This is a genomic window from Agromyces sp. Soil535 (assembly GCF_001428255.1).
Taxonomy (GTDB): domain Bacteria; phylum Actinomycetota; class Actinomycetes; order Actinomycetales; family Microbacteriaceae; genus Agromyces.
In genome coordinates, this window is the sequence record NZ_LMRW01000014.1 from 19881 (window position 1) to 45408 (window position 25528).

The 25528-nt window shown below is 68.7% G+C and carries 24 protein-coding genes and 1 pseudogene; 11 read left to right on the forward strand and 14 right to left on the reverse strand.

Features of this window, described 5'->3' with window-relative positions; genetic code table 11:
* Positions 1–9: 9 nt before the first annotated feature.
* Positions 10–1248, forward strand: a complete 1239-nt coding sequence (locus tag ASG80_RS12470) for an MFS transporter (RefSeq protein ID WP_056731161.1) — start codon at positions 10–12, stop codon at positions 1246–1248.
* 87 nt (positions 1249–1335) lie between these two features.
* Here the strand turns inward: ASG80_RS12470 and ASG80_RS12475 are convergent, their stop codons facing one another.
* Complete coding sequence (locus ASG80_RS12475) at positions 1336–2268, reverse strand: LysR family transcriptional regulator (protein ID WP_056731164.1); 933 nt, start codon at positions 2266–2268, stop codon at positions 1336–1338.
* Positions 2269–2441: 173 nt separating this feature from the next.
* Here ASG80_RS12475 and ASG80_RS12480 point away from each other — a divergent pair, with 173 nt between their 5' ends.
* Positions 2442–3461 carry a VOC family protein gene (locus ASG80_RS12480; RefSeq protein ID WP_056731165.1) on the forward strand — a complete coding sequence of 340 codons (1020 nt, stop codon included), beginning with the start codon at positions 2442–2444 and terminating at the stop codon, positions 3459–3461.
* Between the two features lie 31 nt (positions 3462–3492).
* Here ASG80_RS12480 and ASG80_RS12485 read toward each other — a convergent pair whose 3' ends face one another.
* Positions 3493–4392 (reverse strand): siderophore-interacting protein, encoded by a 900-nt coding sequence (locus ASG80_RS12485; RefSeq protein ID WP_082590269.1) that lies wholly within the window; start codon positions 4390–4392, stop codon positions 3493–3495.
* 170 nt (positions 4393–4562) lie between these two features.
* Here ASG80_RS12485 and ASG80_RS12490 point away from each other — a divergent pair, with 170 nt between their 5' ends.
* On the forward strand, positions 4563–5807 hold the full coding sequence (locus ASG80_RS12490) for an NAD(P)/FAD-dependent oxidoreductase (protein ID WP_056731167.1): 1245 nt from the start codon (positions 4563–4565) through the stop codon (positions 5805–5807).
* A 14-nt stretch (positions 5808–5821) separates the two neighbouring features.
* Here the strand turns inward: ASG80_RS12490 and ASG80_RS12495 are convergent, their stop codons facing one another.
* Both ASG80_RS12495 and fdhD read right to left on the reverse strand, forming a co-directional pair.
* A complete protein-coding gene (locus ASG80_RS12495) occupies positions 5822–8104 on the reverse strand; it encodes an FdhF/YdeP family oxidoreductase (RefSeq protein ID WP_056731169.1) in 2283 nt (760 codons plus the stop codon).
* Between the two features lies 1 nt (position 8105).
* A complete protein-coding gene (gene fdhD / locus ASG80_RS12500) occupies positions 8106–8942 on the reverse strand; it encodes a formate dehydrogenase accessory sulfurtransferase FdhD (RefSeq protein ID WP_056731171.1) in 837 nt (278 codons plus the stop codon).
* Between the two features lie 53 nt (positions 8943–8995).
* Here fdhD and ASG80_RS24460 point away from each other — a divergent pair, with 53 nt between their 5' ends.
* Together ASG80_RS24460 and ASG80_RS12510 are read left to right on the forward strand one after the other, a co-directional pair.
* Positions 8996–9844, forward strand: coding sequence for an NTP transferase domain-containing protein (locus ASG80_RS24460; RefSeq protein WP_082590271.1), 849 nt, complete (start codon positions 8996–8998; stop codon positions 9842–9844).
* Positions 9841–10992, forward strand: a complete 1152-nt coding sequence (locus ASG80_RS12510) for a molybdopterin molybdotransferase MoeA (RefSeq protein WP_056731174.1) — start codon at positions 9841–9843, stop codon at positions 10990–10992. The genes ASG80_RS24460 and ASG80_RS12510 overlap by 4 nt, the downstream gene beginning before the upstream one ends.
* A 66-nt stretch (positions 10993–11058) precedes the next feature.
* On the opposite strand, the gene ASG80_RS12515 is transcribed toward ASG80_RS12510, so the two are convergent.
* Positions 11059–11661, reverse strand: a complete 603-nt coding sequence (locus ASG80_RS12515; protein WP_056731176.1) for a DUF4232 domain-containing protein — start codon at positions 11659–11661, stop codon at positions 11059–11061.
* A gap of 140 nt (positions 11662–11801) precedes the next feature.
* On the opposite strand from ASG80_RS12515, the gene ASG80_RS12520 reads away from it, so the two are divergent.
* Positions 11802–13700, forward strand: coding sequence for an FAD-binding monooxygenase (locus tag ASG80_RS12520; protein WP_056731181.1), 1899 nt, complete (start codon positions 11802–11804; stop codon positions 13698–13700).
* Between the two features lie 10 nt (positions 13701–13710).
* On the opposite strand, the gene ASG80_RS12525 is transcribed toward ASG80_RS12520, so the two are convergent.
* From ASG80_RS12525 to ASG80_RS12535, 3 genes are all read right to left on the reverse strand, one after another.
* A complete protein-coding gene (locus ASG80_RS12525; protein ID WP_056731183.1) occupies positions 13711–14490 on the reverse strand; it encodes a PspA/IM30 family protein in 780 nt (259 codons plus the stop codon).
* Positions 14487–15152 carry a hypothetical protein gene (locus tag ASG80_RS12530; RefSeq protein WP_056731184.1) on the reverse strand — a complete coding sequence of 222 codons (666 nt, stop codon included), beginning with the start codon at positions 15150–15152 and terminating at the stop codon, positions 14487–14489. The genes ASG80_RS12525 and ASG80_RS12530 overlap by 4 nt, the downstream gene beginning before the upstream one ends.
* Before the next feature lie 199 nt (positions 15153–15351).
* Positions 15352–15594: a hypothetical protein gene (locus ASG80_RS12535; RefSeq protein WP_156401828.1), complete on the reverse strand. Its 243-nt coding sequence runs from the start codon at positions 15592–15594 to the stop codon at positions 15352–15354.
* Between the two features lie 433 nt (positions 15595–16027).
* On the opposite strand from ASG80_RS12535, the gene ASG80_RS12540 reads away from it, so the two are divergent.
* The 3 genes from ASG80_RS12540 (at position 16028) to ASG80_RS12550 (ending at position 18456) form a co-directional block, all read left to right on the forward strand.
* Positions 16028–16984 carry an intradiol ring-cleavage dioxygenase gene (locus tag ASG80_RS12540; protein WP_056731189.1) on the forward strand — a complete coding sequence of 319 codons (957 nt, stop codon included), beginning with the start codon at positions 16028–16030 and terminating at the stop codon, positions 16982–16984.
* A 242-nt stretch (positions 16985–17226) separates the two neighbouring features.
* On the forward strand, positions 17227–18090 hold the full coding sequence (locus ASG80_RS12545) for a carboxylesterase (protein ID WP_056731191.1): 864 nt from the start codon (positions 17227–17229) through the stop codon (positions 18088–18090).
* A 150-nt stretch (positions 18091–18240) separates the two neighbouring features.
* Positions 18241–18456 (forward strand): three-helix bundle dimerization domain-containing protein, encoded by a 216-nt coding sequence (locus tag ASG80_RS12550; RefSeq protein ID WP_056731193.1) that lies wholly within the window; start codon positions 18241–18243, stop codon positions 18454–18456.
* Positions 18457–18508: 52 nt separating this feature from the next.
* Here ASG80_RS12550 and ASG80_RS12555 read toward each other — a convergent pair whose 3' ends face one another.
* The 4 genes from ASG80_RS12555 to ASG80_RS12570 form a co-directional block, all read right to left on the reverse strand.
* Positions 18509–20626, reverse strand: a complete 2118-nt coding sequence (locus tag ASG80_RS12555) for an acyltransferase family protein (RefSeq protein WP_056731195.1) — start codon at positions 20624–20626, stop codon at positions 18509–18511.
* Positions 20627–20779: 153 nt separating this feature from the next.
* Positions 20780–21214 (reverse strand): SRPBCC family protein, encoded by a 435-nt coding sequence (locus ASG80_RS12560; protein ID WP_056731197.1) that lies wholly within the window; start codon positions 21212–21214, stop codon positions 20780–20782.
* Complete coding sequence (locus ASG80_RS12565) at positions 21211–21681, reverse strand: MarR family winged helix-turn-helix transcriptional regulator (protein ID WP_056731199.1); 471 nt, start codon at positions 21679–21681, stop codon at positions 21211–21213. The genes ASG80_RS12560 and ASG80_RS12565 overlap by 4 nt, the downstream gene beginning before the upstream one ends.
* On the reverse strand, positions 21678–22517 hold the full coding sequence (locus ASG80_RS12570; protein ID WP_200952558.1) for an MBL fold metallo-hydrolase: 840 nt from the start codon (positions 22515–22517) through the stop codon (positions 21678–21680). Before ASG80_RS12570 ends, ASG80_RS12565 begins: the two co-directional genes overlap by 4 nt.
* A gap of 222 nt (positions 22518–22739) precedes the next feature.
* Between ASG80_RS12570 and ASG80_RS12575 the strand changes: the two genes are divergently transcribed.
* Positions 22740–23048: a hypothetical protein gene (locus ASG80_RS12575; protein ID WP_056731204.1), complete on the forward strand. Its 309-nt coding sequence runs from the start codon at positions 22740–22742 to the stop codon at positions 23046–23048.
* Between the two features lie 201 nt (positions 23049–23249).
* Here ASG80_RS12575 and ASG80_RS12580 read toward each other — a convergent pair whose 3' ends face one another.
* Positions 23250–24197 (reverse strand): carboxylesterase, encoded by a 948-nt coding sequence (locus ASG80_RS12580; RefSeq protein WP_235508301.1) that lies wholly within the window; start codon positions 24195–24197, stop codon positions 23250–23252.
* Positions 24198–24532: 335 nt separating this feature from the next.
* On the opposite strand from ASG80_RS12580, the pseudogene ASG80_RS24465 reads away from it, so the two are divergent.
* Positions 24533–24735, forward strand: a pseudogene (locus ASG80_RS24465) (site-specific integrase); the annotation flags it as partial.
* A gap of 333 nt (positions 24736–25068) precedes the next feature.
* On the opposite strand, the gene ASG80_RS24470 reads toward ASG80_RS24465, so the two are convergent.
* On the reverse strand, positions 25069–25528 hold a 460-nt coding region (locus ASG80_RS24470), incomplete at its 5' end, for a transposase (RefSeq protein WP_235508302.1).

Below are 25528 nucleotides of genomic sequence, written 5' to 3' on the forward strand. Positions count from 1 at the left end.
GGAGTCTCAATGGCGAACACCTCAGTCCAGACCGCACCCGGCACCCGCCGGGCCGGTGTCCTCCAAGCCGAGCTGCTGCTCGCGGGCAGCTGCATGCCCGTGCTGGGGTCGGTGCTCCTGACGCCGATCCTGCCGCAGCTCTCGGCCGAGTTCGGCGGCGTGCCCGGGGGTGAGATCCTCGTACCGCTGGTCGTCGCGATCCCGGCGCTGATGATCGCGCTCTTCGCGCCGTTCGCCGGGCAGATCGTTGACAGTCTCGGGCGCAAGAAGCTGCTCATCGTCGCGATGTTCGTGTACACCCTCGTGGGCATCGCGCCGGCGTTCCTCGACACGCTCCCCGCGATCCTCGCGACGCGCGTCGGCGTCGGCATCACCGAGGCGGCCATCATGACGGTCTGCACCACGCTCATCGTCGACTACTGGCACGAACCCGAGCGGCGCGCGAAGTACCTCGCGCTCCAGACCATCGTCACCACCCTGGCCGCCACGGCCTTCATCGCGATCGGCGGCGCCGCGGGTGCGGCGGGCTGGCGCACACCCTTCTGGATCTACCTGGCCGCGGCGATCATCGCCGTGCCGATGATCTTCCTGCTGTGGGAGCCGAGCCGGGCCGACACCACCGATGAGCACGTACGAGCGCCCAAGGTGCCCATCCCGTGGCGCAGACTCGCGCTGCCCCTCATCGTCGGCCTGTTCGGCGGGTTCACGTTCTACGTGCTCATCATCGAGGGCGGCTACCTCCTCGTCGGCGCGGGCGTCGCACCGACCGACACGCCGACGATCGGCGGGATCGCGGCGGTCGCCTCGCTGGCGACGGCAGCCGGGGGCTTCACCTTCACGCGGATCGCCAAGGTCGGGCCGAAGCGGCTCCTCCCCGCGGCGTTCGCCCTGCAGGCGGCGGGAATGTTCCTCATCTGGCTGGTCGGCGGCGTTCCCGGCGTCGCCGCGGGGGCCATCGTCGGCGGCGCGGGCTCGGGCCTCCTGCTGCCGACGATGCTCACGTGGGCCCTCGCGTCCATCCGCTTCGAGGAGCGCGGGCGCGCTACCGGGCTGTGGACGGCGTCGTTCTTCTTCGGCCAGTTCCTCACGCCGATCCTGATGGGCGCGATCACCGCCGCGGTCGGCGGTGCGCTGCCTGTCGCGGTGGGCGTGGTGGGCATCACCTGCGCGGTCGCGGCGTTCCTGCTGGGATTCGGACTCAGGCGATCGGCGACCACTCAGGTCGACGAGGTGACCGCGACGGCGTGAGGTCGCGCAGACCGGGCGGGTCCGGCGCCTCGACGGCGTCGGCCCGGTCGGCTGCGCTCGCGCGCCCAGCCGGGCGGAGCCACGCGCTCAGGCGGTGTCGTCGCCCAGGCCCGCCGCGGCCTCGACGACGAGTGTGCGCAACCACTCGTGCTCGGGGTCGCGGCGATGCACCGGATGCCACCACATCGCGTTGTGGATGGGGGTCGCGTCGAACGGCGGCTCGAACACCCGCACCCCGGCGACGCGCATGGCATAGTCGGCGAGCCCGGCCTGGACGAGCGCGAGACGGTTCGTGCCGGCGATGAACATCGGCAGCGCGAGAAAGCTCTCGACCACCGACTCGACGTGGGGTTCGATGCCGAGCTGCTGGATCTGGCGGGTCGCCGACGTGAACGCCGTCCGCGACTGGTACGTGAACACCCAGGGCAGGCGGGCGACGTCGTCGATCGTGACCTGCTCGCCGATGGCGCGGTTGTCGTCGGCTGCGACGATGACCCAGCCGTCGGTCCAGAGGTCGGTGAAGGGGAGGTCGGTCAGGAATCCGTGTGGCATGAGCATGGCGTCGGCGCCGCGCAGGCGGTTGACGGCGTCCTCGACGATCTGCGGAGTGTGCAGCATGAAGCGGAAGCGCACGCCCGGCGCGCGTTCGGCCGCGAGTGCGGCCACGCGCCGACCCGTCGTCGAGAAGCTGTAGTCCGAGCCGTAGATCGAGAACTCGCGTGTCGACTGGCTGGGATCCCATTCCGCCTGGCTCTCGAACACGCGTCGCGCGGCATCCAGTGCCGCCGCGGTGTGCTCGGAGAGGCGGGACGCGAGCGGCGTGAGCTCGTAGGTGTTGCCGGTCCTCGCGAGGATCGGATCGTTGAAGTGCGTGCGGAGCCGCGCGAGTGATGCGCTGAGCGCCGGCTGGCTGAGGTGCAGGCGTTCGGCCGCGCGCGTGACGCTGCGCTCGGTGAGCAGCGCGTCGAGTGACACGAGCAGGTTGAGATCGAGTCGGGAGAGCGGGGCCCGGTCGGACACGACGTTGTGTTCCTTCGATGAGGTCAGGGGAGCTCAGTCTATCAGCGCGATCGATGTTCGGCATCATCACTTTCGGCTTCCCTGATACCGACGTCTGACCGAAAGTGGAAGGGTGCCGGCGCTCGGCACCCGAACCACGCGGCCAGCACCGCACCTCGAACGAAGGATCGACGATGATCAAACTCCTTTCCCACCTCTCCCACATCGAGATCACGGCGCCCGACCCCGCGGCATCCGTGGCGTACTACGAAGAGCAGGTCGGACTCCGCGCCATCGCCAGCGAGGGCGGCAAGACGTACCTCCGCAACTGGGGCGACTACTACACCTACAGCCTCGTCATCTCGCACGGACCAGAGCCGTCGCTCGCCGTGATGGCCTGGCGCACCACGAGCGACGAGGCCCTCGACGAGGCCGCGCGCCGCATCGAGGCCGCCGGCGTGCAGGGCGACTGGCACGACTCCGGCTTCGGCCATGGACGTTCCTACACCTTCACCGGCCCGTACGGCCACGCGATGCAGCTGTACTGGGAGGTCGAGAGGTACCACGCTGAGGGCAGGTTCGTGTCGATCTACCCCGACCGCCCCGAGCGTCGCTCTCGCCACGCCGTCGCACCCCGCCAGCTCGACCACGTCACCATCGCGGCCTCCGACGTGCGCGGATTCGCGAAGTGGTACAGCGACGTGCTCGGCTTCCGCATCATGGCCTACACGAACCTCGACGAGGGCCCCATCACGGTGTTCGGCGTGCTCACCACGAACGAGAAGTCGCACGACCTCGGCGTCGTGCTCGACGGCTCCACCCGGGCGGGACGCATCAACCACTACGCGTTCTGGGTCGACACCCGCGAGGACCTCCTGCAGGCGGCCGACGTGCTCATGGAGAACGGCACCGACATCGAGTACGGTCCCTCGATCCACGGCATCGGCGAGCAGAACTTCCTCTACTTCCGGGACCCGAGCGGCATGCGCGTCGAGGTGAACACTGGCGGATACCGCAACTACGTGCCCGACTGGGAGCCGAACGACTGGACCCCGTCGGGCGGCTCCAACAACTTCTACCGCAACTCGGCGATGCCGATGTCGATGACGGAGTCGTTCCCTCCCGCGGACGGCCCGAGCGCGACAGAGGAGGGCGTGCACCCCGACACCCGAGAGGCGCTCCTCAACCCCTACGCCAAGCACGGGCAGGGCTGAGCGGGCGGATGCCGCGTCGCCGGTCGCCCGATCACTCCTCCGGATCGTCGGGGTCGATCGGCGCGTGGTGGTCGAACGCCGCCGTTCCCCGCTTCCAGTAGCCGCTCAGCGCGAACTGGTCGCGGGGGAGGGCGAGCTCGCGTCGAAGGAATCGTCGCAGGGCCACCAGGCGGGATGCCTCGCCCGCCGCGAAGACGTACGTGCCGCCGTCGACGCCCGCGTCGCGGAGGGCGCCGACCAGGTCGTCGCCCGTCGCAGTGACGACCGCCTCGCGACCGGTCTCGGCTCGGAGGTAGGTGCGGACCCACTCGAGCTCGCCCGCCACGTCGGCGAGCACCTCGACCCGCGTGGACGCGGGCACCTCGGCGAGCCATCGGCCGGCGGCCGGCAGCGACGTGCCGTCGACGATGCACAGCACGTGCGGCGCGTTCTGCGTCGCCGACTTCGACCCGCGGGGGCCGACGACGACCAGACGGTCTCCGACGGCCGCCCTCATACCCCACTGCGCCGCGGGACCGGGGTCGACATGGAGGAGGATGTCGACGTCGATCGCACGATGCCCGGTCGCAGGGTCGAGCCGGGCGTTGAGCGGCGTGAAGTCCCGCGCGAACGCGGGCGCATCGGGGCGGACGATGCCGTCCTCGCCCCGTCCGACGGCGCGTGGGGCGATGAGTTCCCCCGTGATCGGGTCGGGGAAGAAGACCTTGACGTGGTCAGTTGGGCCGGTGCTCTCGAAGTCGGCGAAGTCCGGACCCGACAACGTCACGCGGACATACTCCTCGACCGGCCGGCTCACGGCCGTGACGACGGCCTCGCGCGCCGTGAAGCGGTTCCGACGGCCTGCGCGGAAGAAGGTCGAGGTCGGGTCTCCGGGCGGGCGGGGCTGGGTGCGCCCATCGCGCGCCTCGGTCTCGGTCGTGGCATCCGTCATGGTCATCTCCTTCGGCCGCAGGGCGTGGAGCGGCCCATCCAAGCAAACCACCACTCCGGCCTTCATCTCCCGCCGGGGGTACGCTGGTGACCGGTCGCGCTCGCTGGGAGCTCCGTTCCGAATCGCTCCTCGTCGTGGCACGGCGCTCCTGCTCGAGCAAAGGAGGATGCATGTCCCCGCCGTCCGACTTCGTCACACTCGAGTCCCGGCCCTTCAACGGCCAGGTACACGTGATCGGCGCAGGGCCGGTCGGTCTCATGCTGACGGCGCTGCTCCAGCCGATCGAGGGCATGTCGGTGCATCTCTACGAGAAGCGGAGCGAGTACACGCGCACGCGGATGGTCCAGCTCGCCCCATACCTCGTGGCGGACTCGGTCGAGACCTACGAGGTGGACGCGATCGACGGGGACAGCATCGGAGCGCTCTTCGATCCCGAGGAGCTCGCGGACGGCATCGCGTTCCGGCAGTCGCTCCCTTCGGACCTGATGGGGCTGCTTCGCGAATGGTCGCTGGGGTTCTGCGCGCTCAACGAGATCGAGCGGTCCGTCAGCGACCTGATCGACGAGCGGGTGTCGAACCCGGTGCAGCGCACCTCGGCCGTCGTCAAGGCGGATGACGCGATCGCGATGCTCGAGCCGGGGAGCATCCTGATCGACTGCACGGGCAGCAACTCGCTGCTCCGCGACCACCTGACCACGGGCGACGACGACGTGGACGCGCACGCGAACACGGTCAAGGTGCGGCTCGAGTACGCCCTCGTCATCACGTTCCTGTACGGCCAGCCGTACGACTGCAACGAGTACTGCAAGTACTACAAGAACATCGAGAACGCGCACTACAAGTTCATCCCGATGGTGCACCGCACCCACTACGACGGCAGCGTCAGCCACGTGACGGGCATCATCAGCATCACCGCCGACGAGTTCCACGCGATGCCGTCGCGCTTCGACGGCGCGTGGCTGCGCGGCAACTTCCCCGGCGTGGCCGAGTCGATGGACCGGTTCATCGACAAGGTCCGGCAGGAGACCCACGGCGAGGTGATCGGCGACCTCGAGATCGTCCGCATCCCCCTCGACTTGTACCGCGCCCGGAACACGACGAGCCGGCAGTGGCTCAGGTCCGGGCGGCGCGACCATCCCCTGGCCCACTCACTGGTATTCCTCGCCGGCGACTCCGCCATCGGCTCGCCATACTTCCAGTCGATCTCGCTCGGGTTCGAGTGCGCGACGAAGCTGGCCGAGCTCCTCACCGAGCCCGACCTTCCGCTCCACGAGATGCTCGATCGGTACGAGCTGTACATGTACAAGCAGTGGCTCCGCGTCTACATGCGCAGCAAGATGATCAAGCACAACAAGGACCTCTTCGAGTCCCTCGACGACCCGCTCGCGATGCTGGAGAAGCTCCACATCTTCTAGCGGGGCCCGAGGCGCTACGAGCGGGGCTCGAGGCGCACGATGACCGCCTTCGAGACCGGTGTGTTGCTCTCGTCCGCGGCGCTCTCGAGCGGCACGAGCACGTTCGCCTCGGGGAAGTACGCGGCCGCGCACCCTCTGGCGGTCGGATACGCGACGATCCGCTGGTTGGGCAGCACCCGGTCGGGTTGCCCCGGCCACTCGCTGTGCACGTCGATGCGCTGTCCGTCGGCGAGGCCGAGCTCGGCCAGGTCGTCGGGATTCACGAACACGATGTCGCGGCCCTTCCTGATGCCGCGGTACCGGTCGTGGAGGCTGTAGATCGTCGTGTTGAACTGGTCGTGCGAACGGAGGGTCTGCAGGATGAGCCGACCCGGCGGCCGCTCGAGATGCTCGAGTTCGTTGACGGTGATGATCGCCTTACCGCCCGGGGTGTCGAACCGGCGCTCGTCGCGCGGTCCGTTCGGCAGCACGAAGCCGTCCTTCCTCCGCACGTCCTCGTTGAACGACTCGAAACCAGGCACCACGCGCGAGATGCGGTCGCGGATGAGGTCGTAGTCGTCCTCGAACGCCTGCCACGGGATTTCGTGGCGGCCGCCGAGCGTCGCGGTCGCGACTCGGCAGACGATCGCCACCTCGGACAGCAGGCCGGGCGCGACCGGCGGGAGCGCGCCATGGCTGGCGTGCACCGCGCAGACGCTGTCCTCGACCGACACGAACTGCGGATGCCCCTGCTGCAGGTCGATCTCGGTGCGGCCGAGGGTCGGCAGGATGAGCGCCTCCTCCCCGGTGACGACGTGTGAGCGATTGAGCTTCGTCGAGACCTGCACCGTGAGCTTCGCCCCGCGCATCGCCGACTCGGCGACCGCCGTGTCGGAGATCGCGCCCACGAAGTTGCCGCCCATCGCGAAGAACACCTCGATCTCGCCGTCCCGCAGGCCGTGCACCGTCTGCAGTGCGTCGGCGCCGTGCCTGCGCGGCACGGGGAAGCCGAACTCGCCTTCGAGCGCAGCGAGGAACCGCTCCGGCATCCGTTCCCAGATGCCCATCGTGCGGTCGCCCTGCACGTTGCTGTGCCCGCGGATGGGCGACGCGCCCGCTCCAGGTTTCCCGATGTTGCCGCGGAGCAGGAGGAGGTTGACGATCTCCTTGATCGTCGCGACGGCCTTCTTCTGTTGCGTCAGCCCCATCGCCCACGTGATGATCACCCGGTCGGCCGCGAGGTACTCGGCGGCGAGGTCGTCGATCTCGCTGGAGGCGAGCCCGGTGGCCGCGAGCACCGCCGCCTCGTCGAGGTCGGCGAGGTGCGCGTGGAAGGCATCGAGGCCGGCTGTGTGCTCGGCGAGGAACTCGTGGTCGAGCACGGTCCCCGGCGCGGCATCCTCGGCGTCGAGCACGCGCCTCGACACGGCTTGGAGCAGCGCCATGTCGCCGCCGGCGCGGATCTGCAGGAACCGGTCCGCGATCTCCGTGCCCTTGCCGATGATGCCGCGCACCTTCTGCGGGTTCTTGTAGCGGATGAGTCCCGCCTCGGGCAGCACGTTCACGGAGACGACGCGGCCGCCGTTGCGCTTCGTCTCCTCGAGGGCGGTCAGCATGCGGGGATGGTTCGTGCCGGGGTTCTGGCCCATCACGATGACGAGGTCGGCCTTCGCGAAGTCGTCGTAGGCGACGGTCGACTTGCCGATTCCGATGGTCGCCGTCAGCGCGGTCCCGGTCGACTCGTGGCACATGTTCGAGCAGTCGGGCAGGTTGTTCGTGCCGAACGCGCGAACGAACAGTTGGTAGAGGAACGCCGCCTCGTTCGACGTGCGTCCGCTCGTGTAGAACGCGGCCCGGTCGGGCGAGTCGAGGGCGTTGAGGCGCTCGGCTATCAGGCGGAACGCGTCATCCCAGGCGATCGGCTCGTAGTGGTCGGAGCCGGCACGCTTGACCACGGGCTCCGTGAGCCGGCCCTGCTGGCCGAGCCAGTACTCGCTCCGGTCGAGCAGCGACGTGAGCGAATGCTCGGCCCAGAACGACCGGGGAACGGTGATGGGCGTGGCCTCCCAGGTCGTCGCCTTCATGCCGTTCTCGCAGAACTCGAGCACGTTGCGATGGCCCGGATCCGGCCACGCGCAGCTCATGCAGTCGAAGCCGTCCTTCTGATTGATGGCGAGCGCGAGCCGCGCCGTGCGTGCCGGTCCCATCCTGCCGAGCGCCGACTCCATCGAGTGGAGGATCGCGGGCACGCCGACCGCCCACTGCTTGCCGGGGCCGACTTCGAGGTCGGGATACGGGTCGGTCGTCGGTTCGCTCACGTCAGCGCGCCTCCACGGTCTCGGCGATGCGTTCCGCGCCCGCGTAGATCACCATCGACTCCCCCCGGAGGAAGCCGACGAGCGTCAGGCCGGCGTCCTTCGCGTGCTCGACCGCGAGCGACGATGGAGCCGACACCGCGGCGAGCATGGGGATGCCCGCCATCGACGCCTTCTGCGTCAACTCGAAGCTCGCGCGGCCCGACACCTGCAGCACCGTCCCGCGCAGCGGGAGGAGCGCCTCGCGGGCGGCCCATCCGATCACCTTGTCCACCGCGTTGTGGCGGCCGACGTCCTCCCGCAGCACCAGCAGCTCGCCGGTGCGGCCGTCGAACAGCGCGGCCGCGTGCAGCCCGCCGGTCTTCTCGAAGACCTCCTGCCCGGCGCGCAGCCGGTCGGGGAAGGTGATGAGCCGTGCCGGGTCCACTCGCAGGTCGTCCTCGATCGGGTAGGAGGACCGCGTGCGGACGGCGTCGATGCTCGCCTTGCCGCAGACGCCGCAGGAGCTCGTCGTGTAGAAGCTGCGCTGGAGCGAGGCATCCGGTGCCGGCACTCCGGGCGCGAGCGTGAGGTCGAGCACGTTGTAGGTGTTCTCGCCATCTGCACCTGCGCAGTGGATGGCCGCCGCGACCTGGTCGCCCCGGAAGATCGCGCCCTCGGAGATCATGAAGCCGACGGCGAGGTCGACGTCGTGACCGGGAGTGCGCATCGTCACGGCGAGCGGCGTGCCGCCGACACGGATCTCGAGCGGCTCCTCCACCGCGAGCAGATCCTCGCGGCGGGACGTCGCCCCGCCGACCGTGATCCGTGTCACCCGCGTCCTCGCCGTGATCCTGCCCATGCCTCCTGCCTATCACGGATGGGGCTGCGGCGGATGCGATCTAAAGTGAAGCCGTGCTCGTAGTCGATGCGGTGATCCTGATGGGCGGTCGCGCGACGCGCATGGGGGGTGCCGCGAAGGGCGACCTGCGTGTCGACGGACGCACCCTCCTGGAGCGTGTGGTGACCGCGGCCGAGGTCGCTCGCGATCGCGTCGTGGTCGGCGAGTCGGGCGAATCCATGTTGCCGCCCGACGTCCGCGTCGTGCGGGAGCAACCGCCGTTCGGCGGACCCGCCGCGGCTGTCGCCGCGGGCGTCCACGAGCTGGCGCCGGGCGGCGATGCCGTGCTGCTCCTCGCGGGCGACCTGCCTTTCGTGGCCGTCGCGATCCCGCTGCTCCTGGCCGCCCTCCCCGAGGACGGGGACGGTGCGCGTGCGGTGGACGCGGACGGCCGGCCGCAGCACCTGACCTGCGTCGTCCGCCGCACGGCTCTCGATGCGGCGATCGCCGCCGCCGGGCAGCTCGACGGTGTCTCGATGCGCCGGCTGCTCGAGCCGCTGCGGATGGTGGATGTCGAGGTGCCGCCGACCGCGACGATGGATGTGGACACGTGGGCCGACGCGAACGCGGTCGGCGCAACGGGAGGAGGGACGATGAGCGTCTCAGACGAGGAGTTCGACCGCATGCTGGCGGACTGGGCCGACCGGGTCCGAGCGGAGCTCGGCATCGTCGATGCGCCACTCGATATCCAGCAGGTGCTCGGGGTCGCCGGGGTGGCCGCGCACGCGATCATGCGACCCGCTGCGCCGATCACGACCTATTTGGCCGGCTATGCCGCCGGCCTCGCCGCCGCTGCCGGCGCGGACGCCGAGGCCGCGGCCCGCGACGCGCTCGACCGCGTCCGGCGGCTCGCCGCCCCATGAGCCGCGGACTCGACTGGCACGACGCCCGTGCACGTGCCGCCGCCGCGACGCCGGTCCCGGCAGTCGAGTCCGTGCCGCTCGAGCACGCCGTCGGACGCGTGCTCGCCGAGGACGTTCGCACGCCGATCCCGCTGCCGCATTACGCGTCATCCGCGATGGACGGCTGGGCGGTGCGCGGCGAGCCGCCGTGGCGCCTCGTCGCCGGTCCGGAACCGGGGGCGGGCGAGACGGTCGCCATCGTGACCGGCGGACTCGTGCCGCCGACCGCCGACGCCGTCCTCCGTGCCGAAGCGGGCCGGGTGGTCGGGGACCGGCTCGAGCCCGTCGGAGAGACGGGTCGGCGGGATGTCGCCGAGCACCGCCATATCCGGCCCGCTGGCACCGAGGCGGCGGCCGGCGAGTCCGTGCTCGGAGCCGGTGTCCTGCTTACCCCGCCGCGCGTGGCCCTCGCGGCGGCGACGGGTGCCGACTGGCTGGCGGTCCGGCGTCGTCCCAGCGTCGCGCTCGTGCTCACAGGGGACGAGGTCGTCGAGGCCGGCATCCCAGTGCCGGGCCGGGTGCGCGACAGCTTCCGCGTCGCACTGCCTGCAATCCTCGAGGAGCTCGGAGCCGAGGTCGCCGCCATCCACCGGGTGGGCGACGACACCGACACGACCCGTGCCGCGATCGGCACGGATCCGGTCGATCTCGTCGTGACGACGGGCGGCACCGGGCATTCGGACGTCGATCGGGTCCGGGCCGCCTCGCGCGACCTCGGCGCGGAGTTCATCGTGCCGTCGGTCGCGATGCGCCCCGGCGGCCCGACCTTCCTCGCGCGGACCGCTGACCGGCTCATCCTCGGGCTGCCGGGCAACCCGCTCGCCGCGGTGCTCGGGCTCCTCGCCGTCGGCGGCCCGCTGCTCGCGGCGTGGACCGGCCGGGCGATCGGCGCCACGCTAGTGACGCTCACGACAGGGCTGGAGGGTCGCCTGCGCACCACCCGCCTGGTGCCGGTCGCGGTGCGCGACGGGGTCGCGACGCCGACCGCGCACTCCGGCTCCGGGATGCTCCGCGGCCTCGCCGCGGCGGACGCGGTGCTCGTCGTGCCCGAGGGAGGCATCGCTCCGGGGGCATCCGCCGTGGCGCTCCAACTGCCGTGGCCGACCTGACGGGACCCCAGGTGGCGACTGTCGATTGGGCGGCGCGAGTCGTGGACGCGCCGACCGGGCGAACGGTCAGAAACCGAGCGCCGCGACCCGCGGCTCGGAGTCGACCGGGCCGTACCGGAGCATCCGTTCGTCGGTGCAGACCTCGATCTCGGCGGGCGCCGTTACCGGGACGGTCGCACCGGGCAGCGTGAGCGCCAGTTCGGTGGTTGCGGCCGGGAACTCGCACGGCGGTGCGCCCGCCTCCGGCTCTCCCCGGTCGACCCAGATCCAGACGTACGCCGATGCGCCCGGGTCGACCGTCACGGTGGTGCCCGCTCGGTCGAAGCCGTCGGCCTGCTCGCCCTGGTCGTACGAGACCGTCAGTGGATGGCCGTCGGCGAGAAACTCGACACCGCCGGGGAAGCCTGTGAGGTCGCACCGCCTCGCACCCCCGTTGGTGAGCTGGACGACCGCGGTCACGGGGACCTCGCGATCGGGATCCCACCGCAGGTCGGCGCTGAACTCGTCTTGGCAGGCCGCCGGCTCGGTCGCTGCCACGGAGGCCGCCGCCGCCGCCGCGGGGCTCGTGGCATCCGGCCTGACCGGGTCGATGGGGAGAGTGCAACCAGAGAGGGCGATGCCGGTGAGAACGGCTCCCGCGGCGGCCACGAGTCGCGCGACGTTGTGCATAGCGGTCAGCGTACTGGGGGGTGCGGTTTGCGCGTCGCTGGTCCTGGGCATATCATCGCCATGCGCGATATGAGAATGGTGCATTCGATAATCGAACAAGGCACCGATCGCCACCACACGACGATGTGAGGAGAGAGCCCGTGCAGTTCCACCACCACGGATACGTCTCCGGCGACCCCCGGGTGCTCCCGGCCGCCGGTGTCGGCATCGACCGACCCGAGGAGCTTCCCGACGAGGTCGACGTGCTCATCGTGGGCTCGGGTCCCGCGGGCATGATCGCCGCGGCGCAGTTGTCCATGTTCCCGGATGTCACGACCCGCATCATCGACCGGCGACCCGCGCGCCTCGAGATCGGCCAGGCCGACGGCATCCAGGCGCGCAGCGTCGAGACCTTCCAGGCGTTCGGGTTCGCCGAGCGCGTCGTCGCCGAGGCGTACTGGCAGACCGAGATGGTGTTCTGGAAGCCCGATCCCGCCGATCCGTCGCGCATCGTCCGAGCGAAGCGTACCCCCGACGATCCGAGCGGCGTCAGCGAGTTCCCGCACCTCCTCGTCAACCAGGCGCGGGTGCTCGACTACTTCGCCGAGTTCGCGGCGAACGCGCCGACACGCATGCAGCCCGACTACGGCTACGAGTTCGAGGGCCTCGAGGTCGCCGACGAGGGGGAGTACCCGGTGACCGTGACCTTGGCGCACACTGCCGGGGAGCGCGAGGGTCAACGGCGCACCGTACGCGCGAAATACGTCATGGGGGCGGACGGGGCGCGCAGCAAGGTCAGAGCGGCGATCGGCTGCCACATGGCGGGCGACCAGGCCAACCACGCGTGGGGCGTGATGGATGTGCTCGCGGTCACCGACTTCCCCGACATCCGCACCAAATGCTCGATCCAGTCCGAGGCGGGCTCCATCCTGCTCATCCCGCGCGAAGGCGGCTACCTGTTCCGCATGTACGTCGACCTCGGCGAGGTCGCCCCCGACGACCACCATCACGTTCGCCAGACCACGATCGAGCAGATCATCGCCAAGGCCAACGAGATCCTGCACCCGTACACGCTCGACGTGAAGAACGTCGCATGGCACAGCGTGTACGAGGTGGGCCACCGCCTCACCGACCGGTTCGACGACGTGCCGACGGATGCCGCAGGCTCGCGCACCCCGCGCGTGTTCATCGCCGGCGACGCCTGCCACACGCACAGCGCCAAGGCAGGCCAGGGCATGAACGTGTCGATCCAGGACGGCTGGAACATCGGCTGGAAGCTCGGCCACGTGCTCGAGGGGCGAGCGCCGGAGAGCCTGCTCGCCACCTACTCCGCCGAGCGCCAGGTGGTCGCCAAGAACCTCATCGACTTCGACAAGCAGTGGTCGACGATGATGGCCAAGAAGCCCGAGGAGTTCGCCTCGCCGTCGGAGCTCGAGGAGTTCTACGCCCGGACCTTCGAGTTCCCCGCCGGCTTCATGACCCAGTACGCCCAGTCGCTCGTTGTCGCCGAAGCGTCACACCAAGACCTCGCGACCGGGTTCCCGATCGGCAAGCGCTTCAAGTCGGCGCAGGTCGTGCGGGTCTGCGACGCCAATCCGGTGCACCTCGGTCACCATGCGACCGCCGACGGCCGGTGGCGCATCTACGTGTTCGCCGACGCGGCACATGCCGGCGAGGCATCCGCCGTCGCAAGCCTCGCCGAGTGGCTCGCGACCGCCGCCGACTCGCCGATCGCGGCGACCCCGGCCGACGCCGACCGTGATGCGTGGTTCGACGTGAAGGTGATCTACCAGCAGGACCACACGGCGGTCGACCTCGGCGTCGTGCCCGACGTGTTCCTGCCCCACTCCGGACCCTTCCAGCTCATCGACTACGAGAAGGTGTACGCCGCCGATCCCCAGGAGGACGTCTTCGAGGCGCGGGGGATCGACCGCGGGGGCGCCGGCGTGGTGGTGCGGCCCGACCAGTATGTCGCGCACGTGCTGCCGCTGACCGCGACCGACGAGCTCGCCGCGTTCTTCCGGCCGATCCTGAGGGGGAGCCGGCCCGTCACGGTGTGAGACGTAGACGCTAGGGAGTGTTCGGCCCTTGCCCGATGCTCAGCCACTCTTCGGCCCGGCCGTCTCCTTCGTCGGGGCGCTGGGGCCCGGCTGCGGCGTCGGCCTGCTTCATCGCCTGCAGTTGGCGCTCCACCTCTGCCTGCGCGCTGAGTGCCGACAACTGCCGTTCGATGTCGGCGTCGGGCGCAACGGTGAGGTCTTGCAGCGCACCACTGGAGAGCAGCTCGTCGGTGGCGGCGGCGCGGGCCTGCATCTGGGCGACCCGGTCTCGTGCGCGGTCGAGGCTGGTGCCGATGTCGTTCATCGTCGCGCCGATGCCCGCCACGGCCTCGTTCGCTTTCACCTGCGCTGCGGATGCGGTGTAGGTGGCCTTGATCGTCTCCTTCTCGACGCGGAACGCGGCGACCTGTTCGGCGAGCTGACGCTCCCGCGCCTCCAGTTGCGCCGTCTGCTTCTGCAGCGCCGTGTACTGCTCCTGGAGCCTCGCGACCTGCCTCTCGATCAGGGAGCGGCGCTCCAGCGCGGCGCGTGCGAGATCCTCGCGCCCTTGGCTCAGTGCCTCGTGGGCCTGGCCGGCCAGCCGTTGGTACCGGGCGCCCATCTCCTGGCCCTGGAGGTCGATCCGCTTCTTCGCCGTCGCCACCTCGGCGAGTGCCTGACGGACCTGCTGCAGCAGCTTCACCTGCTGGTCGTAGCTGTCATCGAGCATCTCACGAGGGTCCTCCACCTTGTCGAGCGCTCGGGAGGTCTTGCTTCGGAAGATGGTTCGCATTCGCGACGTGTTGCTCATGGTCGGGTCCCCTTATCTCGAACGGTTGAGGCTTCGGTCGGCTGGTGCCCTGTCGGGTCGACGAGTCCGTCGCGGTTCAGGGTGCGCAGCTCCTGCACCCCGGCATGCAATGCGGCCACTTCCCGGTCGACATCGGAGCGCAGCGTGGTGAGGGTGTCGTCGGTGACGCCTTCGAGCCCGAGAGCGACGGCCGAGCGGAGCCGACGGACCAATCCGGCGACCTGCTCGACGCGAAGGCCGGCAGCCCTGAGTTCCTCGGCGAGCACGGCGGAATCGGTCTCGCTCTCCATCAGTCGGAGCTGCAGGTCCAGGGCGGCGCCTTCGTGCTCGATGCGCCGGAAGAGTTCCGGAAGTTCACCACGTGGTCCATCGCCGCGGGCGGCGAGGTCGACTGCCGCCTTCCCGCTGGCGAGGATCTCCTCGAGCCGTACTCGCAGCCTGAGCACCTTCCCGTGCGGACCCGAACTGAACCGGGCGCGAGTTCGCAGCACGCCGCCGGCGATCGCGCGACTTCGGCGGATGCGCTTGACCAGCGCTCGCACGATGAGGAACACCGTCGCGATCGAGACGACGACCAGGATCAGGAGTGTGACGAACACCCAGATGAGGACGTCCACGACCACCACCTCCACGTTCGAGAAGCGCTCGCGGTGTGCCGTCACTCATTCAGGTCCATAGGCCCCGTCTTCATCGAGCACCGTTGCTGCGCCACCAGGTCAAACACGCGATATAACGCAAACCTACGCTCGCTGTCGTCCGAGCGTTAGGGTGTGTGCGAAATTCGCAGCTTTCGAGCGGGATCGAGGTCATGGCCAGGCACCATCGAAAACCTCCACCACCTGCTCGGTCGTCCTGACAGATTCACCCGGGTGCTGTCGTCCACGCCTGCTGGAGGCCGACCGCGTCGTGCGACTCGTGCAGCCACCGAGCCAACTCGTCGTCGAGGTCGGCAACCGTCATGATGCGCACCAGGTGCGCCTGCCACCCGGGACCGTAGTCCTCGACCTTCCAGATGCGGGGGCTGTCCAGTCGTCGCCGAAGCGCGAACGACACCACGAATCCCGACTTGCGCGGGTAGAGCCCGGCGAACCGGACGCGGGCCACGCACACGAGCCGGCTCTTCTGCGGGATGACCTGGACCCAGCTCGAGCGTCTCCAGGACGGCGACGAAGGCCCGGGCGGTCTCGAGGACGCCCGGCTCGGCACCGTCGAACAGGGCCTCCAAGGTGTGCGTGCCGCAGGAGTGCCAGAGGTTGCGACTCGCGAGTCGCGCACCGCACAAGGGGCAGATCCAGATCGGCCGCTCCTGGCTGGACACCCGTCCATCATCTCACCGCATCCGGCGCGTCGGCGTGGCGTAGGCGGCCGCCGTATCGAAAGAACCCGTTGAGCTGGTCTCAGGATTCGGACAACCCGCGCCGATGGACGACTCTCAGTTGGATGGGGCCTGACGGGGTTTGGGAGCGTTCCCATAGGCCATGCAAAGCAGCGCTCCCTACCGTGAGTGCGAACGAGTCACCGACATGAAGGAGCCACGATGACATCTCCCACCCAGCCCGAGTATCAGGGCAGGCGCCTACCCCGCCCCGAGGAGGAGTTGGTCGACCAAGGGCTTGGGTTCGATGTCGGAACGCTGCTGAGCCGACGCAACGTGTTGACGGTACTCGGCTTCGGTGCGGTCAGCTTCGGTCTCGCCGCCTGCAGCCCGAGCGGTTCCGGAGCGACGAGCGGTGCGAGCGCAGCTACGACCGGGCTGAGTGAGATCCCCGAAGAGACCGCGGGCCCGTACCCCGGCGACGGGTCGAATGGCGCGGACGTGCTCGAGCAGAGCGGCATCATCCGCAGCGACATCCGGTCCAGCTTCGGCACGAGCACTACCACCGCCGAGGGCGTGCCGATGACCCTCAAGCTCAACATCTTCGACCTCGCGCAGGACGGCGCGCCGTTCGAGGGAGTCGCGGTGTACGTCTGGCACTGCGACCGCGACGGGAACTACTCGATGTACTCGACCGGGGTCGAGGATGAGAACTACCTGCGTGGCGCGCAGGTGACAGATGCCAGCGGCAACGTCACCTTCACGAGCATCTTCCCGGCCTGCTATACGGGCCGATGGCCGCACATCCACTTCGAGGTCTACCCCGATGCCGAGAGCATCACCGACTCGACGAACGCGATCGCCACCTCGCAGGTGGCCTTGCCGCAGGACTGGTGTGAGAAGGTCTACGCCACGAACGGCTACGACCAGTCGGTCCGGAACCTCGCACAGGTCTCGCTCACCACCGACAACGTGTTCAGCGACGACAGCGGCGCAAGCCAGCTCGGCACCGTGACCGGCAGCATCGAGGGCGGCCTCACCGTCACGCTCGACGTCGGCGTTGACACCACCACGGCCGCAGGCGGTGGCGGTTCCGCCCCGGCCGACGGCCAGGGCGGCGGTCCAGGTGGCACCCCGCCCACGGACGGTCCGGGTGGCACCCCGCCTGCGGACGGCTGAGCACGCGCGCTCATCGAGCGGCCCGAAGTGCGCGTCTACGGCACTCCAGCAGAGATCGGAAGACGGCGACGGTGGCAGCTGAGGCACAGTGCGGCACCGCGGGAATGAGAACACCCCCGGCGAACCGGGGGTGTTCTCGTGTTGTGGCTCCGACCCGCGCCTCGCCGTCGGGTTGTCATCGTCCTACGCTGGAGACGGCTTCGGCCGCGCAACAGGCACGGCCGCCGTTGAGAGGACGACACATGAGTGACACCACCTCCACTCTCGCCGACTGGGAACGAGGCGAGATCGCTCGGGCGAATGAGTCGGATCGGATGCCCGTGCTGTTCGTCCACGGCCTCTGGCTTCTCTCGAGCAGCTGGGCGCCGTGGCGCGAATTCTTCGAGGACAACGGATTCGTCGCACTCGCTCCCGGCTGGCCCGACGACCCGGCCACCGTGGCAGAGGCGCGCGAGCACCCAGAAGCATTCGCGAAGAAGATGGTCCAGCAGGTCACCGACCATTACCTCGAGGCCATCGCCGAACTCGATCGGAGTCCGGTGGTGATCGGTCATTCCTTCGGCGGACTCATCGCGCAGAAGATCGCCGGCGAAGGTGTCGCCGCGGTGACGGTGTCGATCGACAACGCACCGTTCAAGGGCGTACTCCCGCTGCCGGCTTCGTCGTTGAAGTCGGCGGCGCCTGTGTTGGCGAATCCGGCGAACGTGGGACGAGGGGTGTCCTTGACGTGGGAGCAGTTCCAGTACGGCTGGGTCAATGCTCTCAGCGAGGAGGAGGGGCGGCGCCTGTATGAGGAGTTCCACGTCGCGGCCGCGGGCGTCGCGCTCTTCCAGGCGGCGTTCGCGAACTTCAATCCCTTCGGCGGCGACACGCAGGTCGACTCGAAGAACCCCGCCCGCGGACCCTTGCTGATCATCGGCGGCGAGAGGGACCACACCGTCCCGCCCGCGATCATCAACGCCAGCTACAAGATCCAGGCGAAGAACAACATCGGAATCACCGAGGAGATCATCATCCCCGATCGTGGGCACTCGCTGACCATCGACTCCGGCTGGCGCGAAGTCGCCGACGAAGCGCTCGCATTCGTCCAACGCTTCGTCGAATAGGGCGCGAGCCAGACGGGACGACGGGGGAGCGCTTCCCCACGGTCGAAGGACAGCGCTGGTGGTCCTGTCAAGGGGTCTGCCGGGACAACGAGCGCCCCTGCCGCGTCGCGATTTGTTGACGGCCCATGCATATGCACAGAGACTCGGATCATGCAGGAGCGCGAAGACGGCGAAGAACGCAGCGTCGAAGAAGTGATCGACCGTCTCGCGCAGAAGTACCCCGGTGTCGAGCGTGCGGAGATCGAGAAGATCGTGGCGGAGGAGCACCGGGCCTATGATGGCCGGCCCGTCCGTGATTTCGTGCCTGTCCTGGTGGAGAAGAGCGCGAAAAAGCGCGTCAAGCACCTCGCACACCCTGAGGCGTGATGAATGCTCAGGTGCATGATGACTCGCATCATGCGTTCGCGGGGCGTCTGCCCTAGCCGACGTGTCCGGCCAGGCGTGCTGCCGTCGGGCGGGTGGGCAGCACCCCCAGTTCCGCTCGGAGCACGTCGGCCATCGCGCGTGCGAAGGTGGCGGTCACGTGGTGGCTGTCGCGGTACACGAGCACGTTTCCCGACACCGGCGGGCACGCCCTTGCGTCGCAGAACCATCCGGACAGGTCGACGAGCCGTGCCCCGGTCGCCGCAGTCGCGGCGAGCTCGGCCTCGCTGATCGTCTCGGCCAATGCATCCGCCCGCGACGGCGCGCACGGGGAGAGGTCGTCGCGGTGCACCGACAGGCATGTCGCAGGGTTGAAGCCCAGGTCGGGTGTCTCAGCGATCACGACCACGAAGGTCTCATCCGGTAACAGCCGGATGGTGTGCTCCAGCCCATCCCGCCACCGCTCGGCGACCTCCCCGTCGGGCACCGCGAACTCGCTGCCGGCGTAGTTCGCGAGCACCACGACGTCGGGCGGGTCTGCACGCAGCCGCTCGAGCACGGAGGTACGCCAACGATCGCACTCGGGGTAGTCCTCGGATCCTCGGAATGTGGCCGGGATGTCCACCGACGGGCACGAGCTCTTCGAGTGGTTCGACAGCCGGATCAGCCCGCGTTCTGCGAGCTCCTCGAAAGCGGGCACCCAGTGCGCGGTATGCGAATCGCCGAACGTCACCACTCGCGGCCCGCGTGAGCCGAACGAACACCCCGTCGAATCGGTCCCCACCCGTCCGAGCTCGCAATCGGTCTCGAAGATCGAGGGGAGGTCATGCTCCGCCGCAGCAAGGGATGGCACGAGGTCGACCGGCACAGGACCCGTCGGCGTAGGCGAGCGCGCCAGCCGGGGTGCCTCGATCCCATCGGCCGGCGGGGCGGACGGGCCGACGACGTCGCGCGCCGGTCCGATCTGCCCGACCGTCAGGCACGCGACGGCCACCGCAACGGATGCGGCGAGACCTGCAGTGATAGCGCGACCAGGCGGCTGGGCGATGCTCCCACGAGACCGCCGGAATGGCGCCTCGACCGTGCGGTACACGAGCCACGCCAGCGGGACGCTGGCCGCGGCGAGCAGCAGCCGCACCGGCACCGGCAGGTCGCCGCCCGTGACCAGGGTGGACTGGGGGAGAGCCTGCATCGGCCAGTGCACCAGGTACAGCGAGTACGAGATCGCCCCCACGAAGACCATTGGACGCGAGCCGAGCACCGATCGCGGCGAGATTGCATGCTGGGCGTCCCCGCCCGCGATCGCCAGGGCAGCCCCCACGACAGGGATCACCGCCCAGGCGCTGGGGTACGCCAAGTCCCCGGTGAGCGCGAAGGCCGCCGCCGCGATCGTCGCAATACCCGCCCATCCCGCAATGGCGCCGAGGCCACCGTCGAGCCACGCGGGTGCGCGCCGAAGGAGCGCCGCGAGCAGCCCGCCCACCGCGAACTCCCATGCCCTCGCCGATATCCCGAAGAAGGCCCATGAGGGCGCGGCCTGCGACTGCGCGACGCACCAAGCGAGGGAGCTTACGATCACGAGGACGGCGACGGCTGCGACGACGATTGAGGCCCGCGCGGCATCCGTTCGCTGGAGGCACTTACGCGGCCCGCGTCGTCGCCGGGCGTGGACGAGCAGCAGGAATCCCGCGGCGAGGAGCAATGGCCACACCAGGTAGAACTGCTCCTCGACTCCGAGCGACCAGTAATGCTGGAACACGCTCGGCTCATCCTCCGCGAGGTAGTCGGCACCTTCGACGGCGAAGCGAACGTTCGGAACGAAGAGGACCGCCGCGACCGCGTCACCGAGGAGGCGTGGCTGTTCGAGCGGCGGCACGACCGCCAGCCCGACAGCGACGGTGGCGGCGGCCACTACGAGCGCCGCGGGAAGGATCCGGCGCGCGCGTCGTGCGAAGAAGTCCGCGAAGTCGATCCGCCGCCGCTCAGCGAGCGCCGCCATGAGGTGACCGGTGATGAGGAAGCCCGAGATCACGAAGAACACATCGACGCCGATGTAACCGCCGGGGAGCAGCGCGACTCCCGAGTGATACACCAGCACGAGCAGCACGGCGATCGCCCGGAGGCCCTGGATGTCGGGCCGGTAACCCTGGCCGGTCGACCGCTCGACGCGCACGTGTCCCCTCTCGACATCTCCACGGCGACTTCCACGCTAGGGCGCGGGCCCGGGCTAGGAAACGGGTTGACAAGCTGATCGGGGGCCGACCCCACGAAGTTCAGCGAGGATTCACCGCACTGTCACAGTGGCGACGTCTTTGTCCCGCGCACCCTACGTGTGGATCTCGATTTCGGGACCACCACCTGCACCGCGACGGTTGATGACGTCGGCCAGCCGTTGCAGCCGAAGCCCGGGGAGTGCGGCGGTCCCACCGCCGAGCACGACCGCCAGGGCACCTCGGCGCTCCACTTCGTGGACGACGAGGGTTCCCTCCGGCGTGTCCTCGAGCTGCCAGGCGCACCACTCCGCGAGGCCAGGAACCTGCCATTCCATCTCCACGCGAGCAGGTTGCACCGCGGTGTACGTGAAGACGCCGCGCAGCCCGCCGAGTACGGTCAACGGGTGTTCGTCGCCCACGACGGCTGCGCCGGCACCGCCGAGTGCGACGAACGCCGGATTCCACTCAGGCAAGGTCGTGGGGCTCAGCAGCACACTGCGGACCGCGGCCGCGGGCGCCGCGACGAGTCTCGACCCCGTGCTCCTCATGGGATCGACCGTTCGACTCCCACGCGGTTCGCCAGCGCGTGGCCCGAGGGCTGGCCGTCCGAGAGTCGACGCAGCAGCTCGATCACCGAGCCCGCATCGACGCCCTCGAGTGCGGCGTCGATCCTCGAGTAGAGCGTCGCCTCGACCTCCCGGACCTGAGCCTCCACGGCGCGTCCTTCCGCGGTGAGACTGAGCTGGACCTGGCGTCGGTCATGCGGCGCGGGTACCCGTGCGACGAGTCCGGCGTCCACGAGGCGGTCGACGAGCCGGCTCGGATTCGTCCCGCTCTCGCAGACAAGCAGCTCGCCCACGCCGCTGAGTGTGAGCGGCCCGTCGTCGCCCAGGATGCGAAGCACCTCTGACGCCGAGGGCGTGAGTTCGAGTTCGCGGAGCGCGCGACTCAACCACCGGTTCCCCTCGCGCTGTGCCGCCAGTACCGAATAGCGGATGAGCTCGGCCGGCCTCACGAGACCACCGTCTGCCCCATGGCCGCTGACAGCGCCGCCGCAGCACCCGGGTCGTGGGCCGCGAGCACCGTCGAGCCCGGATTCCGCCGAGCGAACTCGTTCACCGCCCTGGTCGAGGCGAGGAGACGGCGTCGGTGACCGACGCCCGGCAGCTTCTCGGCATCCAGGCGGAATCGATCGTAGGTGAGATCTCCGACGAAGAGGAGCGGTGGCATGCCGGCCTGCCGGGCGAGGAGCGACATGGATCCCGGCGTGTGCCCAGGCGTGTGCACGAGCGTCAGGGTTCCGTCGCCGAAGAGGTCGTGGGCGGCCGTGAACGGCGCGAGCGCGGGGTCGTCGACCGGGCTGGGTGAGATGAACTCCCACTCGAGTTCCGGAAGGTCGATGTGACGTGTGAGGAAGCCGTTCTCGGCCGCGAACCTCCGATGGATCTCGGACCAGTCGGCGGGGTGCACGATGATCTTCGCGTGCGCAAGCTCCGGCAATCCGCCGATGTGGTCCTGATGGAGGTGGGAGAGCACCACCACGCGCACGTCGGCGATGTCGCATCCCAGACGTTCCAGCCGGCGGGTCAGTGTCTCGTGCGGCGCGATCTCGAAGCGGGCGAGTCGCCGGTAGATGTGACCTGCGAAGCCGCTCGGAAAGTAGTCCGGCTCGGTGACCGACGCACGATCCTGCCCCGTGTCGAAGAGCACGAGGCCACGCTCATGCTCGATGACGTAGACGTTGATCGGGCGAGGCTGCGTCCAGCGACGGGACGTGTTCAGCCACCACATGAGCGGTGTGCCGTCCGATTCTGCGTGCTCTGGACGGATCATGACGGTTCCCGTGCTCACCACGGACACGCGGCGTATCGAATTCATCGTTCTCGGCTCTCTTATGTGTTGAATCATTTAATGACATGACATGTATATCACCAAGGGGTCGGAAGTCGCAACCGATCCGGCGTGCGTTGCTCGCAGGCGGTCCGTCGTTCGATGCCGCCTTCTGCTCGCACGAGCTGGGGGTCGCCAAGCCTGCTTGCCTTCGAGCGCGATCGAATCCGTAGCGTCAGGATCATGACGACGACCAGCGACATCAGGATGTGGCGCATAACCGGCGCCAGCTCGGGCATTGGCCTGGCGCTGGCCGCCGCCGCGATGCAGGCCGGAGAGCGGGTGGCCGGGACGGCGCGGCGAGTCGATCGGGTTCGACGCGCTCAGGGCTCGCTACGGGGATCGGCTGTTGGCGATCGAGCACGACGTGAGGGACACGTCAGCATCCCTGCAGACGTACGCGGGACGATCGTGGCCGAGCTAGTGACGGACGCGTGGCCCGTGCAGGCTCCGAAGTATCTGCGGCGTGAGCTCGACGACGTCGGCTCTTAGAGCAGCCCTGACTGGACGCGGGAGCTCGGGGGCAGTCGGCGCGAGCCAATTTTCCGGGATGACGAATACCGGAGGCGATTCATCCAGGCGCAGTCGACGCCCTGGCGCGGCGCTCAGCGCGCGTGAAGAACACGAATGGCCCCGACCGTCTTCGTGAAGGGTCGGGGCTAGACGCCTGAGGGAGAGACCCGTCCGCGATGCTTAACGGGACGTCGCGTGCTTCAGGGCCCAGTCGAGTGCGAAGTCTGCGATGGCCTCCCACTCCGGGATCGCAGGCAAGAAATGCGGTCCGTCGAACTCCACGATCTCAGTCACAGTGTTCGACTCGTAGTGCTTGACATTCGAATGGCCCACCTTCGGCGGAAAGAGAGGATCCTGTTTCCCCGAGATGAACAGGAGCGGCGGCCGGGCGTCGTTGTGGTAGTCGACGTAGGTGTCGTCCTTCCCAGGGTGGATGTTCGCGAGCGCGCTGCCCCAGAAGATCATGCCGGAGGCGGGGATGTGGTACCGCTCGTACAGTGCCAGCGACTCCTCCTCGCTGAACGTGTTCGCGAACACGTAGTACCACTGCTCCGGGGTCAAGCCGACCGCTCGATGCCGGTTCGCAGGGTTCTTCAGGATGGGGAACGAGGCCTTGATCTGGGAGAGCGGGATGACCTTCACGCCCTCGGTCGGCGCCGAGTTGATCGCCACCCCCGCCGCGCCGAATTCATGGTCGAGCAGGATCTGGGTGAACGCCCCGCCGGCCGAATGGCCCATGATGATTGGCGGGCGGTCGAGTTTCCCGATCAGGTTCTCAAGCATGTCGATGATCTCTCGCACCTGGAGTTTCTCGATCGGTGTCGGATCTGCGCGGAGCGCCTCGACCTCAACCTCGAAGCCTGGGTACGCGGGCGCCAATACCGTGTAGCCCTTGGCCTCGAAATGCGCCTTCCAGTGCTCCCAGCTGCGAGGCGTGACCCAAAAACCGTGGATCAGCACGATCGTGTCCGGAGCGGTGTCTGATGCCGAAGTCGCCATGACCGTCCTCCTTCGCTCCACCCTCCGGTCTACACCTCCTCCATGCCAGATGAAAGTAGCGATACCGCCGGCTGCGTGCTCGCGGAGTTCCGGATGCGCGTGAGACGTCCGCGACATGCGGCCTGGCACGGACCCCCGTCTACTGGCCGCGCGAAGATCTACGCTGAATGTCTTCCTCTCGCTTGACTGCGCGAAGGAGAGCGTCCTTCGTCGTCTTCTCGACGTTGAGGGCCTCAACAGTCCAAAGAGCCCATTCAGCCCCCGCTCCGACGAAGAGCGCCCGTCCAACGGTCGCCGCCACTCAAGGATTGGCGAAGATGTGGCCTCTCTCGTGTGCGTCGATGCGATTGACAACCAGTTCGACTAAGACGTTGCCCGCTTGGGCTGAAGCCGTTGTGATCTCCTGCGCAGATGCACGTGTACCCGCTGTTGCGATTGTCATAACAATCGCGTCCGATGACAGTGATCTCCGCCACACCGCAGCCTGTCTCGCGGTGTCAGCGGGGCGAACGTTAAGGCTGTCCAGCGCATGCTAAGGCACGCATCTGCAGCCATGACGCTCAACGTTCATGCCGACCTTTTCGACGACGATCTCGACGCCGTTGCTACCGCGCTCAATCACAGTGCAATCACACAAGGTGTGGGCAAGGCAAAGGGATCCACGTGAAGGTTCGTGGCCTCCCCGTGGAAGCCGAAAACCCCCGGCGAACCGGGGGTCTTCGATGTGGCTCCGACCGGCATCGATCCGGTGACCTTTCGATTTTCAGTCCGCGTGGATGCCGCGGAATCTCGGGGGTCGGGATCGCGTGCCCAATCAATACGCGCCAAGCAGGCCTTTCGTGATCACCGTGCGACCGGATCGTGGCGGCGCGGTTGTGGGCAGAATGTGGGCACGCCTTGGCGCCCCGCTGGATTTCGCTATTGTGATGTATCGGGACATGCCTGACGGTTCTGCATCAGGACATCTCTGACAGTTGATGTATCAGGACATCCCTGACGGTTAGAGGGTTTGGCGGGCTCGYCCGCGGGGTCGGCCGTTGCTGACGTACTTGGTGCCGGGCTTGGGCCAGGGGTGCTCGATGATGAGTGTGCCTTGCAGGTCGAAGATCATCACTGTCTTCCCGGCGTCGATGACGCAGACCCGGTGTCCGGCGGTGGCGCGGCCGATTCCGAATCGGATGCCGYGGAACTCGACAGCACCGGTGTTCCCGACCAGCTTCACCCGGATCTCCTSCGAGGGTTCCGGCAGCGGCGTGTGCGGGGTGGCGGGTCGGGGTGCTTCGGTCTTGGGTGTCGTGTCCCAGGCTGACTGCGGGGTGATCCTGCCGGGAAGGGCTTGGTGGGGCCTTTGGGTGTTGTAGATGAGATCGAAGTCGTCGATCTGGGCTTGGAGCTGCTCGAGGGTGTCGGCGAGGGGCTGCTTGTCGAGATACCGGAACAGGGTCTGGTGGAATCTCTCG

Excerpts from the sequence above, each read along its gene's own strand:
- ASG80_RS12515 (WP_056731176.1), bottom strand. The coding sequence starts at position 11,661 with ATGCACAACGTCGCGCGACTCGTGGCCGCCGCGGGAGCCGTTCTCACC.
- ASG80_RS12550 (WP_056731193.1), top strand. The coding sequence starts at position 18,241 with ATGCAGGAGCGCGAAGACGGCGAAGAACGCAGCGTCGAAGAAGTGATC.
- ASG80_RS12525 (WP_056731183.1), bottom strand. The coding sequence starts at position 14,490 with ATGAGCAACACGTCGCGAATGCGAACCATCTTCCGAAGCAAGACCTCC.
- ASG80_RS12560 (WP_056731197.1), bottom strand. The coding sequence starts at position 21,214 with ATGAGGAGCACGGGGTCGAGACTCGTCGCGGCGCCCGCGGCCGCGGTC.
- ASG80_RS12485 (WP_082590269.1), bottom strand. The coding sequence starts at position 4,392 with ATGACGGATGCCACGACCGAGACCGAGGCGCGCGATGGGCGCACCCAG.
- ASG80_RS12470 (WP_056731161.1), top strand. The coding sequence starts at position 10 with ATGGCGAACACCTCAGTCCAGACCGCACCCGGCACCCGCCGGGCCGGT.
- ASG80_RS12540 (WP_056731189.1), top strand. The coding sequence starts at position 16,028 with ATGACATCTCCCACCCAGCCCGAGTATCAGGGCAGGCGCCTACCCCGC.
- fdhD (WP_056731171.1), bottom strand. The coding sequence starts at position 8,942 with ATGGGCAGGATCACGGCGAGGACGCGGGTGACACGGATCACGGTCGGC.
- ASG80_RS12490 (WP_056731167.1), top strand. The coding sequence starts at position 4,563 with ATGTCCCCGCCGTCCGACTTCGTCACACTCGAGTCCCGGCCCTTCAAC.
- ASG80_RS12510 (WP_056731174.1), top strand. The coding sequence starts at position 9,841 with ATGAGCCGCGGACTCGACTGGCACGACGCCCGTGCACGTGCCGCCGCC.
- ASG80_RS12545 (WP_056731191.1), top strand. The coding sequence starts at position 17,227 with ATGAGTGACACCACCTCCACTCTCGCCGACTGGGAACGAGGCGAGATC.
- ASG80_RS12480 (WP_056731165.1), top strand. The coding sequence starts at position 2,442 with ATGATCAAACTCCTTTCCCACCTCTCCCACATCGAGATCACGGCGCCC.
- ASG80_RS12575 (WP_056731204.1), top strand. The coding sequence starts at position 22,740 with ATGACGACGACCAGCGACATCAGGATGTGGCGCATAACCGGCGCCAGC.